Below are 15,479 nucleotides of genomic sequence, written 5' to 3' on the forward strand. Positions count from 1 at the left end.
GTAGTAAGTCTACTTTAATCATCGTTGGACGACCTTCCGCATTTCCGTCCTTCCATGTTTTCGTTCCTTCTACTTTGGTTTTTTGTACCACTTTTGTATTTGTAATATCATAACCGTTTACTTCTGTTGTGTATCCATCTATCGGTTGTTCTTTTACTTCATACTTATGTTGTGTACCCAACTCTCTGTTGTTCTTTTACTTCATACTTGTACGCTACTCCATTTGCATCATACGTTGCTAGGTTGTCGAATTTGTATTTCCAACCATCTGCCGCTGTTACTTCTTTCGTGTCTACTACTTTCTCATTTTGTAGTAATTCTACTTTGATTGAACTTGGACGATCTTTCTCGTTATCGCCTTTCCACGTCTTCGTCCCTGCAATAGATGTAGTTTTCACCTTATTCGGAATTGGCAACTTAACTCCATTTACAGCATCTGATTTAACTTCAAAAATTACTTTTGCTTGAGGATCGAAATCAACATAGTCTGGAGCTGAAACTTCTTTCACATAATATTTACCTGGTTGTAAATTAGGGATTTCAATTATCCCTTTTTCATCTGTTTTATATACATCTCCAACTTGTTCATCAGGCTCTTTATACAACTTAAACGAAACATTTGGGATTACTTTTTCTTCATCCCCTTCAATATGCTTCACAATTTTTAGTGTTCCTTTTGGAGTCACGTTACCTTCAGCACCACCGCCAGCTGTCATATTTTCGACTGGATGAGTACCCGATTCATTAACTGGTTCCTTGTTTAGAACTTGGTAATCAATCGTATAATCATTCTTAAAAAACTCTTGCTTCTTCCCAGCTTCCGTTATAGTAGATGTATAACCAATCGAAAAGGAGGCAAGACGCGCTTTATCCTTATTAAGCACAACTTTAAATGATTTGTCTCCAGTAAAGGTAATCGTTCCGTAACCTTGCTTTTCAAGCTCTTGTAGCGTTAAAGATCGACGACCTATATAATCATCTACAATTATATAGAAACTATCCTTATTAAGTGTTTGACCTTCCTGTAAATTATCAGTCACAACAATATCACGACTTAACTCTTCTTTAGCCAAGTTTATATTCAAGAACCAACGTACTTCATCGCTCTTACCTGAGTTCATATCACCAGTTTTATAAAAAAATGGTGGCTTTCCAGGATCTGTACCCCCACCACTGCTTGGGCCGGTAATTGTTACAGATTGCTTATCTACATTTGTACCGAAATTGGTTTCAATCTCTTTCTTTTCATCCGTTCCTACATTAGCAGCTTCCACAAAAAAGTTTAAATACCCTTTAATATTTTGATGTGTACTCACTTTATCATTAAATGTACATACCACAGTACCTGCAGTGACTTTACAAGTACCATAATCATCTAATAGAAACTCTGTATTTAATCCTTTTAATTCTGGAGGCAGTGTTAATGTTAGTGTGTCTCCAGACTTCAGCTTAAGACTATCTTTTTCACTGAAGTTTATAGTTACTTTAGTCCGTTGTCCGATAGAAAGATCTGTTTTATCAATCTTAAAACTATCCACAAGTCCTAATGTATTTAATTCTTGTGCGTTTGCTAATATAGGTAAAAGACTCTGACCTATAGTAAACATGAAAATCATTATAATCGAAAAAATAGAAGTTATTCTCTTTAAATACATACTTTATGTTAGCCTCCTCATAATTTAAAATATAAATAGTTTCTGGTACAAACATGTTATGATGAAAATTCTATTATCCAACTATTTCACCTACGTATTTTTAATAGCTATTATGATTTCTCTTCCCCCCTTCACTACTACTTAACAACTTGAAACTTGATTTTTTATAAGTGTATCTAACATTTTCGACACGCCTACAATTATGTACTTTTGACCTATATTTTTTAATAGGAACATAGATAAACTTTGACAAAAAAGTTTAAATAATAAATACATATAGACGACAGATACTGGAATACATTTAAAATCAGGAAAAAATGATTTAAAATGCATTCCAGACGAAACTCATGACAACCATTCTTCTTTTTGTGCCTTAGGGATTATAAAATGATTATTCTATGTGTAAAAGATTTTAGTGCGGGCAAATATAGACTAACTACTTCACAGCAAATATGCATCCTATCAACTTCCATACTTATCGTTCTGAAAAATAACGAAAATTAAGGGTTATAGTCGAAATAAGCATACCAACAAAAAAACTTGTAAATGTGGAGCGAGTTAAAATATTACGGACGAAGTATTGTTTGTCTATGAAGATAAAAGAAATATTCTCCAAATCTGAATAAAGTGAAACAAGTTTGGGGGTAACTAAAAACGATTGTGATTTTCAACTGATTTCATGTGAATTTTGCAGAAATACGGGAATCAGTCTTTTCATTTTTGGAGTATATAAATGGGTGTCGAGAAAAAGGGTTTCTCCTGATGGATCTGATTCTAGAGCTATGTCAAAAAATTAAAATAAACCTACATATCATCTATCCGCTAAAAATTTTTAATTTCTTTACGAATAATAAAATATTTATATATACTTATATACATTTATGTATTAATATATATATAAATGATGTTAAATCAAAAATAAGAGTTGTATATCTCCTCATTATTTTTATCGAATCTAAAAAATCAAGTTGATTAGCACCCAATCCTTGACTCCTTAAATAAGAAGTTTTGAGGATTACCTACTCAGTTGTTAGATAGATTATAATTTTAAGTACACTTACCTTGATTGTAATAACATGATTTAAAGCAATTACAACATTCCCTATTAGCATTTCATCAATAAATAATACAGACATGCCTTTTTTCGTAATTCCCCCAAAAAACAACAAATTTTTTCCATAGTCTATTATTCTAGAATTGTTACCAAAAATCAATAGTTAATTGTTGCTCCCCATTTTTACTTCATTATTATAAGGCATCTTTAGGTTAACCGATTATCCTATTTTACATATCATATTCTGGCTAAGGTTGACCACCCTCATATAATTCTCCTTAATTTACACAACATTATATGTTTAGGTTTTTCAGAAAAAGCCACCTTTCTTCTAAAAGTAATAGCATCTATATCCTCATTAAAAATATACAAATAATTCAGGTTGCACTTTTCTATTTCTCAATATAAATTAATTAAAATAAAGAAAATATATAATAAAGTCTTTATCCGTCTTCTTTTGTCAATCCAAAAGAAAAACAATTAGTTATAGCAAAAATCACCTACTTTAAAGTGGTGATATTTTATTGAGAAAAAATATATATGCATAAAAGCATATTTTTTCCTACTCATTATCGTATACAATATTTACTGTAACAAAAACGATTACAACTAATAAGGAGGCTTTTCTACTATGAAAAAAATGATTTTAGCTGGTGCGTTAACTTTAGCAGGAATTACTGGTGCTACCGCATTTATTCCTGAAACAAAAGCTGCGGCTGCCGCTCAAGAACAAAGTTTCACAAAATTTTATTCTTTGCAAACTGGAGGTAGTTCTGAACAAGAACCTATTTTCCTTCAAAAGGGACAAGAGCTAACAATTCAACCTAACAGTAAAACTCCTAGTTACAGTGTTTATGACTCAAATCATAATCTTATTGGACGTTATTCTGATGGTTACGGCCGTATTTTCACTGCAAAAACGGATGGAAATATGTATGTTCAATTTCATGCACCCTTCGTTTACTACAGTCCTGTGAGCTTTTCTGTTACTTATACTATTCAATAGAAAAGAGGTCCTTTACAGGGCCCCTTTTATTTCTCTTCCCAATTCACTTTTACAAATCCATCTTTCACCATTACACCACTTATATTAAACACATATTTTTCATTTGCTTTCAATGTAACTGTAAAAGTACCTTTTTTCGATTCACAAATTTCCTTTAATTCGTTTATACCTCCTCCTTGTCTTTCATATACGCTAAAGCATAAGTTCCCTCGTTTTGCATCTGTCTCATAAGAAAATGTCACTTCTGTATCCTTTTCATACTGAAGTTCAATATCTTTACCGGCAATATCCCATGATGAGAATTTTGCCTCGTAACTTGTCTCCCCTTGCTTCTCATTTTCTAAATATATATCTCCTGCTCTCCACGCATCATCTAACGTTTGCGCAAAAGTAAAACCACTAAGTAATACAAACATTGTACTTGCCAATATCGCAACTAATATTACCTTCTGTTTTTTAACAAAATTCATCTTATATTCTCCTTCAACTTTCTTTTTACTTCTTCTCACCATATATAATAAAAACCCAATAAAGAATGGCAATATAACCGCTAAAACACTCCATCCTTTACTCATTTGATGTGCTTTAGCATCTGTATATACCCATGATGCAACACATATTAAAAGTGCTATAAAAGCTAAAAACATTGTCACTCCAGCTACTTCAAATATTACAAACGGATTAGCGAACTCTTTCATGTAATTTATACTCCTTCTTTAAAAATGACTGTATTACAACATATATCTGAATGTATACGTGCATCATAATAACGACTGCTATAATAATTGGAATTTTGTTATCTAAATGAGTAACAAATTGTTCTATAACAACTGTTAACAAAACAATCCAAATGGCGTGAATACAAATCATCCATCTCTTCTCTAACTTCTGAGCCTTTCGCACGCCCTGCTTCGTATTATTTATCAGCTCTTCGCTAGGAATCATCTCTCCCGCTAAACTACTTTTTATCTTTTGATCAAATTTATCTTCCTTCATAAACGAACCCCTCCAAATGTTCTCGCATTTGCCTCTTCGCATAATTAAGGCAGTATTTCACCGTACCAATTGGTATATTTAATATTTCACTCATTTCTTTGTAAGAATATTGTTCATAGTAGTAGAGTACGAGCACAGTTTTATATTTTTCATTTAATAACTGTATAACTTCTCGTATCATTTCTGCTTCGACTTTTTGAATAAATTCTTCTGATATATTCACATCATCTGCATGCTCTATTTCTCCACCATCTTCTTTATGAAATAAATCCAATACACGATCTTTCCACCTTTTCTTTTTCCGATAAAAATCATAAAACGTACGAACACAAATTGTAGTAATCCACTTTTTATAATTCTCCACGTAAGAGAGTTGGTACCGCGATGAAAAAACTTTTATCCACGTCTCTTGAAAAATATCTTCCGCGTCTTCTTTCGTCTTCGCTAACTTATAGCATAAGGAATATATTTGCTGCTTATATATATCAATTAATTCTTCTACCTTTTCTGCCATCATAAACCTCCTGTCATTTATATAAGACGACGCAAATTCTCCTTTTGTTTGATAAAATTTTATTTTTTTATTATCTCCACACAAAAAGGCAATCACAACATCGTGTGATTGCCTTTTACTGAAAAACGAAAGTCCGCTTCTGCTTTTCTTAATTGTCCAGCTCCAGCGGCTAGAATACTCGGTGGCTTCGCGCCTTCCTCCGAGGCAAAGTACGCCTCTCTGTCAGGAGCTCCATCCCCCTCCTATTCTAAACGAGCGCTTCCGCTTTTCTTTATGTCCAGCTCTGCCTCCTAGCCCCTTCTGTCTAAGAACCTTCCCCACGAGAAGATAAAATGCATCTTCTGTGGGAAAGAACCTTAGCCTTCGGGACTAAACAGTCGGCTCCGCTTTTCTTTATTACATTTTTTCTGGTGCAGATACTCCTACGATTGCTAATGCGTTTTGAAGTGTAGTGCGTACTGCTTTCATTAATTCGTAACGAGCTTTACTTAATTCTAAGTTATCTTGGTTTAATACTTTTTCTGCATTGTAGAAGCTGTGTAGTGCTGCAGCTAATTCAAATGCATAGTTTGTAATGCGGTGTGGCAGACGTTTTTGTGCTGCATCCGCAACTACAGCTGGGAATTCACCAAGTTTTTTCAGTAACTCTACTTCTTTCTCAGAAGCAACAAGTTTGTAGTTCACGTCTCCGCCTGTAGCTAATCCTAACTCTTCACCTTGACGAAGAATACTGCATACACGAGCATGAGCATATTGTGCATAGTATACTGGGTTTTCATTAGATTTTGATACAGCTAAGTCCATATCGAAGTCTAAATGAGAATCACCGCTACGCATTGCGAAGAAGTAACGCATTGCGTCCACGCCTACTTCTTCCATAAGCTCACGAAGTGTAACTGCTTTACCTGTACGTTTACTCATCTTCATTTTTTCACCGTTTTGGTATAGTTGTACCATTTGGATGATTTCTACTTCAAGTGTTTCTTTATCGTAACCTAACGCTTGAATAGCAGCTTTCATACGAGGAATGTAACCATGGTGGTCAGCGCCCCAAATGTTGATTAATTTATCGAAACCACGCTCTAATTTATCACGGTGATACGCGATATCTGGCGTTAAGTATGTGTAAGAACCGTCGTTTTTAATTAATACACGGTTTTTGTCATCCCCGTAAGTCATTGAACGGAACCAAGTTGCGCCGTCTTCTTCAAAGATTTCTTCACGCTCTTTTAATACAGCAAGAGCCTGATCGATTTTTCCGTTTTTGTATAATGATGTTTCTGAGAACCATACATCAAATTTAACACGGAAGCTTTCTAAGTCTTTTTGAAGTTTTGCTAATTCATATTTTAAACCGTATGAACGATAGAACTCATAGCTTTCTTCAGCATCAGCTTTTGCATAACGATCGCCAAATTCTTCAGCTAAACGCTTACCGATTCCAATGATATCCGCACCATGGTATCCGTCTTCTGGCATTTCTTTCTCTAGGCCTAAAGCTTGCATGTAACGAGCTTCAACAGAAAGAGCTAAGTTATGAATTTGGTTACCAGCGTCATTAATATAGTACTCACGAGATACATCGTACCCTGCTTTTGCTAATAGGTTACATAGAGTGTCACCTACTGCTGCGCCACGTGCATGTCCTAAGTGAAGGTCACCTGTTGGGTTCGCAGATACGAACTCAATTTGTACTTTTTCACCTTTACCAGTATTCGTTTCACCGTAAGCTTCGCCAGCGTTAACGATTGTTGGAATTAAGTCTGTTAAGTAGCTATTATCCATGTAGAAGTTAATGAAACCAGGACCTGCGATTTCAATTTTTTCAATAGAAGCTTTTGCTTTATCGAAGTTTGCAACTAATTCTTCTGCAATCATACGAGGTGCTTTTTTCGTAACGCGTGCAAGTTGCATTGCCATGTTTGTAGAGAAGTCACCATTTGTTTTATCTTTTGGAGATTCTAATACAACGTTTGGAATCTGTTCTTCTGTTGCTAATTCTGCCTTTAATACAGCAGCTTGAATTTCTTCTTTAATCAATCCTTTTACTTGTTCTAAAGAATTCATTATTTTGCCTCCTTCAAATTAAGTGTAATTGTATATCTGCCAGCTTCTTGTTCACTTAGAAGCAATGCGTACGTTAAGAAGAGTTGTCCTTTTTTCTTTTCATCCGACCATTTAAAAAGAACGTTATCAGTCTTTGTTTGCAATGCAAACGTACCAAGTTCACTCGTGTACGTACCAGTTGTCCATTCACCTTTCACATGCGTTTGACGCATTGAAACAGCACCTGAACGCATAATGAGAACTTGTTCATCTTGAATTTTAATAATTGTTTTCACTTCGCCCTGTTCGTTCGGCTCTTGGAATGTTACATATGTACCTTGACCTTTTACATAGTATTGACCATTTGCTTCAAAAGCAACGGTTTCCTTCCTCGCCCCTTCACGGATTTCTGTTACGAAATGAACGTGTACCGGCAAGCCTGCAAGTTGTTTCTCCACGTCTTGCACACCTTTCAAATGTTATAGATATTAAATAATGTATATAATAAATCACTTTTCCTATCATATCAAAAAAAACCTCTGTCTGTCTGCTGAAAAATCAGGAAAACTCCATTTCAAAAAATAATTCACTTTCACTTTATTTCATATGATAAAATATTTTTTAAATCTAAATATTCTTTCATTTAAAGAGGTGAGTTATGTGCTACCAACAAGATTGAAAAAAGGTGATGAAATTAGAGTTATTTCACCATCTTGTAGTTTAAGTATTGTCTCAACTGAAAACAGAAAGCTTGCTATAAAAAGATTAGCCGACATGGGCTTTCAAGTTACATTCTCAACATATGCTGATGAGATAGATCGATTTGCTTCCTCTTCTATTTCTTCACGCGTTCAAGACTTCCACGAGGCATTTGGAGACCCTAATGTAAAAGCCATTTTGACGACACTTGGCGGATACAACTCTAATGGTTTATTAAAGCATCTCAATTATGATCTAATTCGAGAAAATCCGAAGTTTTTCTGTGGCTATTCTGATATTACCGCTTTAAATAATGCAATTTACACAAAAACAGGACTTGTTACATATTCAGGACCCCATTTCTCTTCATTTGGAATGAAGAAAGGACTCGAGTATACGACCGATTACTTTTTAAAATGCTTAACTTCTAATGAGCCTATTGAAGTCCTGCCCTCTGAAACATGGAGCGATGATTCTTGGTATGTAGATCAGGAAAACCGAGATTTCATTAAAAATGAAGGATACTTTTCAATTCACGAAGGCGAAGCAACTGGAGAGATTATCGGTGGTAATATGAGCACATTGAATTTACTGCAAGGTACACCATATATGCCAAATTTACAGGATAAAATTTTATTTCTTGAGGAGGATAGCTTAACTGGAAAAGCTACTCTTAAAACCTTTGATCGTTATTTACATTCCCTTATGCAGCAACAAAATTTTGAGTACGTAAAAGGCATCGTTATAGGAAAGATGCAAAAAGATGCAGAATGTAAGATAGAAGACATTCAAGAAATGATTACTTCAAAACCTGAACTTGCACATATTCCTATCATTGCAAACGCAAGTTTCGGGCATACAACCCCAATTTTCACTTTCCCAATTGGTGGACGTGCAAAAATCATGTCTAACAAAGAAAAAACATCTATCACTATTTTAACGCACTAAAAAAGGAGCGAATAAGTCGCTCCTTTTATGGTTTTTCTATTTTTTGCAACGCTTTTTGTGGGATTGACTCTTTTGGGATTTCAGCCCACCCTTTTCCTTGCATACCTTTTGCATAAATTTTTATAAACGCCCCTGTATGCAATTCACGGTTCATCATTCTTTTAACAACTTGTAACTTTCCGTCTTCTGTATACCCTTTAAATGTATACAAGTAATCTCCGTCTTTTTTCTCACCTTTATCTATAACCGCATAATAATCTTGTATTTCTTTATTTGAAAAGAAGTTGTCTACAAAAGCATGTACACCTTCTGTTTTTGTGTTCAAATAGTACGCTGTTCCACCTAGAATGATGGCGAATACAACCAAAACTTTAATTACCAATTTCATACATGCGCCTCCTGTTTGCACTTCTTTTTCCCTAGTCATATATCCATACTTGTATTATACGAAAAATGACATACTATACTCTATCTAAACACCTTACACTTTCCTTACATTATTGTAAGGCATTTTCACCTTATAGCAATTTCCCAATAAAAAATTTTTCCGTTTCATGAACTTTTATATTATTATTGAATGATACAAATTTTTATTACAAAAATCAAAGGAGACAGTTTTCAAATGGCTATCTTGCAAGGTTTAGCACTATTACTTGTTGTACTTTGTCTATTTACACTTTTTAGTTACCGTGCTCCTTACGGAATGAAAGCAATGGGTGCTTTAGCTAATGCAGCAATCGCAAGTTTTCTTATTGAAGCATTTCACCGTTATATCGGTGGAGAAATGTTTCATAATGACTTTCTACAATCAGTAGGAGAAGCTTCTGGTAGTATGAGTGGTGTCGCAGCGGCAATTTTAGTCGCACTAGCAATCGGTGTTTCACCTGTATATGCTGTTTTAATCGGTATCGCTACTAGTGGATTCGGTATTTTACCAGGATTTTTCGCTGGATACGTTTGTGCTTTCGTCGTGAAATTTCTCGAAAAAAAATTACCAGCTGGTGTAGAGTTTTTAGCAATTTTATTTATTGCTGCACCAATCTCACGCGGAATGGCAATGCTTATGGATCCGCTCGTGAACGCAACGCTCGGTAAAATCGGCTCTATGATTTCAGTTGCAACTACAGAAAGTCCTATCATTATGGGCATTATGCTTGGTGGATTAATCACAGTTATTTCTACTTCTCCACTGAGTTCTATGGCACTAACTGCCATGCTTGGATTAACAGGTTTACCAATGGCAATTGGTAGTCTTGCCGTAGCAGCCTCAGCCCCAATGAACTTTATTTTCTTTAAACGATTAAAAATTTGTTCAAAGAAAGACACAATCGCTGTAGCAATCGAGCCTTTAACACAAGCCGATGTTGTTTCAGCAAATCCAATCCCAATCTATGCTACAAACTTTGTTGGCGGTGCACTTGCTGGTATTATTACATCTCTGTTCCAACTCGTTAATAATGCACCAGGAACAGCATCACCAATCCCAGGACTTCTTGTCTTATTCGGATTTAATGACGTTGTAAAAGTAACGATTGCTGCTGTATTATGTGGAATCGTTACCACGATTGTTGGATACATCGGATCAATCTTGTTCCGTAAATATCCAATTCGTTCTGCTGATGAAATTCGTGGCATTACTTCGGAAGAAAAAGTAGCATAAGAAAAAGAGTTATTCTCATCGTTTGAGGATAACTCTTTTTTGTGTTGTGTGATAGCCAGTGAAATTATATCAGCGATTTTTTTAATATATCGACTTACCGACACATAACGACAAAATAAGAGCCCCCTAATCATATAGGAGGCTCTTATTTTATCCAGCTACAGCGGCTAGAATGATCAGTGGCTTCACTTCTTCCCTCGAGGTAAAAAGCACCTTTTGCAGGAAAGAACCTTAGTCACCGGGTCTAAACAGTCGGCTTCACTTTTATTTCACCCAACCGAGCAGCATTTCCCGCACGAATTTGCTTGCTGCGACTGGTGTTTGATCACTATGGTCGTAGACAGGAGCTACTTCTACTAAGTCTGCTCCAACTACATTTATATTTGAATTTGCAATTGCCACGATGGAATCTAATAATTCTTTAGATGTGATACCTCCAGCTTCTAACGTTCCTGTTCCTGGAGCGTGAGCTGGGTCTAATACGTCAATGTCGATTGTGACATAAACTGGGCGTCCTGCAAGTTTCGGTAATACTTCTTTTAACGGTTCTAATACGTCAAATTTATATAAGTTCATACCTACTTCTTTTGCCCATTCGAATTCTTCCTTCATTCCAGAACGAATACCGAAAGAATATACGTTTTCCGGACCAATTAAATCGCACACTTTACGAATAGGTGTAGAGTGGGATAAAGGCTCCCCTTCATACGATTCACGTAAATCAGTATGAGCATCCATATGGATGATTGCTAAATCCGGATATTTTTTTGCCATTGCCTTAAAAATTGGCCAAGACACTAAGTGCTCACCGCCGAGACCTAGTGGAAACTTATCGGCATCTAAAAGTTTTGATACATACTCTTCAATCATGTCTATGCTACGCTGTGGATTTCCAAATGGTAATGGAATATCACCCGCATCAAAATATTTTACCTCTTCTAGTTCACGATCTAAATATGGGCTATATTCTTCAAGACCGATTGACACTTCACGAATACGTGCAGGGCCAAAACGAGAACCTGGACGGTAGCTTACTGTCCAATCCATTGGCATCCCGTAAATAACTGCCTCTGACTCTTCAAAACTTGGATGACTTTTAATAAATACTTTACCTGAATAAGCTTCATCAAAACGCATACTCTTTTCCTCCTTGTGTGGAACTTAAGGTATCCCAACCTTTCATTATTTCTCAAATTTGGAGCCTATAACTCCTCTTTCTCGATTTACCTGTGCCTTCTTTTTCTTACAAGAAGACTACTTCATTTGTAGCAGTGTAAGTAACTAGCATGTTCAAGCCTTCTAGACAAACACCTTAAATGAGTCACTTACACTTTATTTATTTCAATTTAACGCTCTTACTTAATTAAATCGCCAACAAATTTCGGTAATGCGAATGCTGCATTGTGTAATTCTTTTGTGTAGTATTTCGTTTCGATTTCGTGGAAACGCTCTTCACTCACTTCTAATGGATCATGTTTTTTAGATCCAATTGTGAACGTCCAAAGACCACTTGGGTAAGTTGGAATGTTCGCTGTGTATAAACGAGTAATTGGGAAAATCTCCTTTACGTCTTTAAACACAGTTGTAATTAGTTCTGGTGTGAACCAAGGGTTGTCCGTTTGTGCAACGAAAATACCATCTTCTTTTAACGCTTTAGAGATTCCAGCGTAGAAGCCTTTTGTAAATAGATTTACTGCTGGTCCTACTGGCTCAGTAGAATCTACCATAATTACGTCATATTCATTTTCGCTTTCTGCAATGTGTAGGAAACCGTCTCCTACTTTTACTTCTACACGCTCATTATCTAATGCGCCTGCAATTGATGGTAAGTATTGTTTAGAGTACTCAATTACTTTTCCATCGATTTCAACAAGAGTTGCTTTCTTTACGCTTGGGTGTTTTAACACTTCACGAATAACACCGCCATCGCCACCACCTACAACTAATACGTTTTCAGGGTTTGGATGTGTAAATAAAGGTACGTGCGCTACCATTTCATGATAAACGAACTCATCTTTTTCTGTTGTCATAACCATGCCATCTAAAATAAGCATGTTTCCGAACTCTTCCGTTTCAACCATATCAAGTTTTTGGAATTCTGTTTGCTCCGTATGTAATGTGCGGTTAATACGCGCCGTAATCCCAAAATGTTTTGTTTGTTTTTCAGTGAACCATAGTTCCATCGTACAATCACGCCTTTCAATGCAAATTTATAATAGGGACATCATTAATGTCCCCTAACAAAAATAAAACAAAACATCCAAAAAGTATAGTTAAAAGTACAAAAATACCGAAAATATATTTTAGTCAGAGGGTTCTAACATATGTACGAAAAGGGATTGCCTTGTAATAGGAAAGAAAACCCTTTCTTAAGAAAGGGCTTTTGTCTCTACTTCTACCGGCTTTCGAACCGGAATTAAAATCATTACACAACCGACTAACACAACAATTCCACCGACTAAAAACGGACTTTGCGGTGAAACAGTGTGGCCGATGATTCCTGATAAGATTGGAGCAATTGCGCCACCTAACCAACGAACGAAGTTATAAACACCTGATGTAACAGATCTTTCATAAGGTGAAATATCCATTACATAACTTGTAAATAATGCATTATTTAACCCAGATGCTAATCCCGATAGAACAATTAATACAATTTGTAACCACATAACTTTCACGAAAAATAGTGCGATTAAGAAAAGGGCAAATACGAGTAAACTACCTTTCAACAATGCTTTCGGTTCATATTTCCCTTCTAGCTTATGAGCCAAAATTGCAGAACCATAAGCTAACGCTAATCCCCATCCGCAAAATACAAACCCTAATTGAATAGCAGATAAATGCATAATAAGTGGTGAATATGCTAGCACAACGAAAAATCCGTAGTAGTATAACATTCCTGAAATCGCACCTTGCATAAACGGTTTATATTTCACTAGGTTAAGTAATTCCCCTACGCCTGCCGCTTTACGTTTCACTTTTCGCTCCGGTTCTTTTACAAAAAAGAAAACTAAAATAAATGCTAAGAAAATTAAAATACTCGTCGCAAAAAATGGGTAACGCCAAGAATGTCCACCTAATATCCCGCCTAATAACGGTCCTCCTGCCATCCCTAAACCGATAGCTGCTTCATATAGTCCTACTGCTTCATGAACTTCTTTACTTAATGCAATCAATAATGTCATCGCCGTTGCGAAGAACATCGCATTTCCTAATCCCCACCCCGCGCGGAAAATAGATAATTGGGCAATCGTTTGCGATATACCGCATATAAACGCAAATACAGTTACAATCGCAAGACCGATCGTCATCATTCGTTTATCACCAAATCTTGATGCGAATATTCCAGCTGGTAACATCATAATTGCCATCGTTAAAATATATGCTGTAAATAACATCTCTACTTGCCAATGCGATGCACCAATTTGCTCAGCAATACTTGGTAAGATTGGGTCGACTACCCCTATACCCGAAAAAGCAAGGAAGGTAGCCACCACTGTAATCAATCTCCCTAATTTTTGTTTGCTCTCCATTTTGATCATTCTCCTTTTGTACTCTCTAAAAATGTCGCTGCACGATGTAGGCTATCTTCGAGTTCCGCCTTTACACGCTGCATTTGATCCATTTTCTCGTCTAGCGTTTGCACTTGTTTTTCAAGCATCTCTTTGATTTCTTGAATCACTTCGCGGTCACGAGGATTCTCACTATTTCTTCTTTGCTCCATTCTTTCTTTTAACGATAAAAAATGTTGCATTTCTTGAAGTGTAATCCCTAATACTTCTTTCGCTTCTACAATCCTTTTAATTCTGGCGATGTCCTCGTCCGTATACAGGCGAATGTTCCCCTCACTACGTTCAGGGGGATGAATTAAACCAATTTCCTCATAATAACGAAGTGTACGTTTTGTTAAACCAACTTGCTTTGTGACTTCATCAATTTTATACATGTTTATTCCTCCCTTCACTCGATTATTACATTTTACGTTAACGTTAACTTTTGTGCAACTGTTAGACTTTTGTAAATGTTTATCCCATTCAATTGTATTTTTCCAAAAGCAGTTTCATAATGAAAGAAAAGAAACGATAAGGAGATTTCCGTATGAATAAACCACTTATTTTCGCCCACCGCGGGGTAAAAGGAACACATCCAGAAAATACGATGATTGCCTTCCAAGAAGCAGAACGCATTGGTGCCCACGGCATTGAGCTTGATGTCCACCTATCAAAAGATGGTGAACTTGTCGTGATTCACGATGAAACAGTAGATCGCACAACAAATGGCATAGGTCTTGTTTCTGAAAAAACGGTAGCGGAATTACAAACTTTAGATGTTGGTAGCCATAAAGACCCTTCTTTCCATGAAGCAAAAATCCCAACGTTACGTGAAGTATTCATTTGGTTATCTACGACAAATTTACAGCTCAATATTGAGTTAAAAACAGATGTTATCCACTATCCAACTATTGAAGAAAAAGCTGTTGCTCTCGTTCGTGAATACCATCTATCTAATCAAATTATATTCTCATCATTTAACCACGACTCTGTTTCATTATTAGCAGAAATAGCTCCTGAAATCCCAAGAGCAATTTTATATGATACACCACTTGCTGATCCTATCGCTGAAGCAAAAAATAGAGAAGCAACTGGTTTACATCCAAACTTTCAATTACTAACAAAGGAATTTATTCAATTTGCACAAGATCAAGGGTACGTTTTCCGCCCTTATACGATTAACGAATACAAAGATTTACAAACTATGATTGACTATGGCGTAGATGTCATTATTACCGATTGGCCAGCACGTGCCTTTGAGCTCCTTTCTTAATTGAAGGAGCTTTTTGTTTTCGAAATTTCATTGTTTAAAATAACCGAAAACCCTCAATACTAATACAATAATGTTTG

Annotated in this window: 16 protein-coding genes; 4 read left to right on the plus strand and 12 right to left on the minus strand. The window is 35.9% G+C overall.

The features are described 5' to 3' along the window. Together DM800_RS29590 and DM800_RS10355 are read right to left on the minus strand one after the other, a co-directional pair. Window positions 1-181, minus strand: a 181-nt coding sequence (locus tag DM800_RS29590) for a Cna B-type domain-containing protein (protein WP_255446964.1), incomplete at its 3' end; no start/stop codon positions are given. Next, window positions 165-1,655: a collagen binding domain-containing protein gene (locus DM800_RS10355; RefSeq protein WP_255446965.1), complete on the minus strand. Its 1,491-nt coding sequence runs from the start codon at window positions 1,653-1,655 to the stop codon at window positions 165-167. The genes DM800_RS29590 and DM800_RS10355, both read right to left, overlap by 17 nt. Window positions 1,656-3,340: 1,685 nt before the next feature. On the opposite strand from DM800_RS10355, the gene DM800_RS10365 reads away from it, so the two are divergent. After that, window positions 3,341-3,715 carry a hypothetical protein gene (locus DM800_RS10365; RefSeq protein WP_063223907.1) on the plus strand — a complete coding sequence of 125 codons (375 nt, stop codon included), beginning with the start codon at window positions 3,341-3,343 and terminating at the stop codon, window positions 3,713-3,715. A 26-nt stretch (window positions 3,716-3,741) separates the two neighbouring features. Here the strand turns inward: DM800_RS10365 and DM800_RS10370 are convergent, their stop codons facing one another. The 5 genes from DM800_RS10370 to DM800_RS10395 form a co-directional block, all read right to left on the minus strand. Next, window positions 3,742-4,413, minus strand: a complete 672-nt coding sequence (locus DM800_RS10370; protein ID WP_147786823.1) for an anti-sigma factor — start codon at window positions 4,411-4,413, stop codon at window positions 3,742-3,744. After that, window positions 4,397-4,711 (minus strand): hypothetical protein, encoded by a 315-nt coding sequence (locus DM800_RS10375; RefSeq protein WP_063223909.1) that lies wholly within the window; start codon window positions 4,709-4,711, stop codon window positions 4,397-4,399. Before DM800_RS10375 ends, DM800_RS10370 begins: the two co-directional genes overlap by 17 nt. Continuing rightward, window positions 4,698-5,225 (minus strand): RNA polymerase sigma factor, encoded by a 528-nt coding sequence (locus tag DM800_RS10380; protein WP_147786824.1) that lies wholly within the window; start codon window positions 5,223-5,225, stop codon window positions 4,698-4,700. The genes DM800_RS10375 and DM800_RS10380 overlap by 14 nt, the downstream gene beginning before the upstream one ends. Before the next feature lie 396 nt (window positions 5,226-5,621). Further along, a complete protein-coding gene (gene argS / locus DM800_RS10390) occupies window positions 5,622-7,292 on the minus strand; it encodes an arginine--tRNA ligase (protein WP_147786826.1) in 1,671 nt (556 codons plus the stop codon). Next, on the minus strand, window positions 7,292-7,729 hold the full coding sequence (locus DM800_RS10395) for a YwiB family protein (RefSeq protein WP_000414868.1): 438 nt from the start codon (window positions 7,727-7,729) through the stop codon (window positions 7,292-7,294). Before DM800_RS10395 ends, argS begins: the two co-directional genes overlap by 1 nt. A 202-nt stretch (window positions 7,730-7,931) precedes the next feature. On the opposite strand from DM800_RS10395, the gene DM800_RS10400 reads away from it, so the two are divergent. Next, entirely contained in the window at window positions 7,932-8,918 is a 987-nt protein-coding gene (locus DM800_RS10400; RefSeq protein WP_147786827.1) for a S66 family peptidase, read from the plus strand. A gap of 25 nt (window positions 8,919-8,943) precedes the next feature. Here DM800_RS10400 and DM800_RS10405 read toward each other — a convergent pair whose 3' ends face one another. Further along, window positions 8,944-9,306: a YxeA family protein gene (locus tag DM800_RS10405; protein WP_063223913.1), complete on the minus strand. Its 363-nt coding sequence runs from the start codon at window positions 9,304-9,306 to the stop codon at window positions 8,944-8,946. 234 nt (window positions 9,307-9,540) lie between these two features. On the opposite strand from DM800_RS10405, the gene DM800_RS10410 reads away from it, so the two are divergent. Then, window positions 9,541-10,578, plus strand: coding sequence for a PTS sugar transporter subunit IIC (locus DM800_RS10410; protein ID WP_063223914.1), 1,038 nt, complete (start codon window positions 9,541-9,543; stop codon window positions 10,576-10,578). A gap of 264 nt (window positions 10,579-10,842) precedes the next feature. On the opposite strand, the gene speB is transcribed toward DM800_RS10410, so the two are convergent. The 4 genes from speB to DM800_RS10430 all read right to left on the minus strand — a co-directional run bounded on the left by speB (window position 10,843) and on the right by DM800_RS10430 (window position 14,524). Further along, complete coding sequence (gene speB / locus DM800_RS10415; RefSeq protein ID WP_001209823.1) at window positions 10,843-11,715, minus strand: agmatinase; 873 nt, start codon at window positions 11,713-11,715, stop codon at window positions 10,843-10,845. A gap of 218 nt (window positions 11,716-11,933) precedes the next feature. Further along, complete coding sequence (gene speE, locus DM800_RS10420) at window positions 11,934-12,761, minus strand: polyamine aminopropyltransferase (RefSeq protein WP_000424696.1); 828 nt, start codon at window positions 12,759-12,761, stop codon at window positions 11,934-11,936. Between the two features lie 186 nt (window positions 12,762-12,947). After that, window positions 12,948-14,111 carry an MFS transporter gene (locus DM800_RS10425; protein ID WP_060487953.1) on the minus strand — a complete coding sequence of 388 codons (1,164 nt, stop codon included), beginning with the start codon at window positions 14,109-14,111 and terminating at the stop codon, window positions 12,948-12,950. 5 nt (window positions 14,112-14,116) lie between these two features. Beyond that, a complete protein-coding gene (locus tag DM800_RS10430; RefSeq protein WP_088065047.1) occupies window positions 14,117-14,524 on the minus strand; it encodes a MerR family transcriptional regulator in 408 nt (135 codons plus the stop codon). Window positions 14,525-14,676: 152 nt separating this feature from the next. On the opposite strand from DM800_RS10430, the gene DM800_RS10435 reads away from it, so the two are divergent. Continuing rightward, window positions 14,677-15,402, plus strand: coding sequence for a glycerophosphodiester phosphodiesterase (locus DM800_RS10435; RefSeq protein ID WP_147786828.1), 726 nt, complete (start codon window positions 14,677-14,679; stop codon window positions 15,400-15,402). Window positions 15,403-15,479 lie beyond the last annotated feature (77 nt).

Origin of the sequence: Bacillus sp. AY18-3, assembly GCF_008042305.1 — a bacterium.
GTDB lineage: Bacteria > Bacillota > Bacilli > Bacillales > Bacillaceae_G > Bacillus_A > Bacillus_A wiedmannii.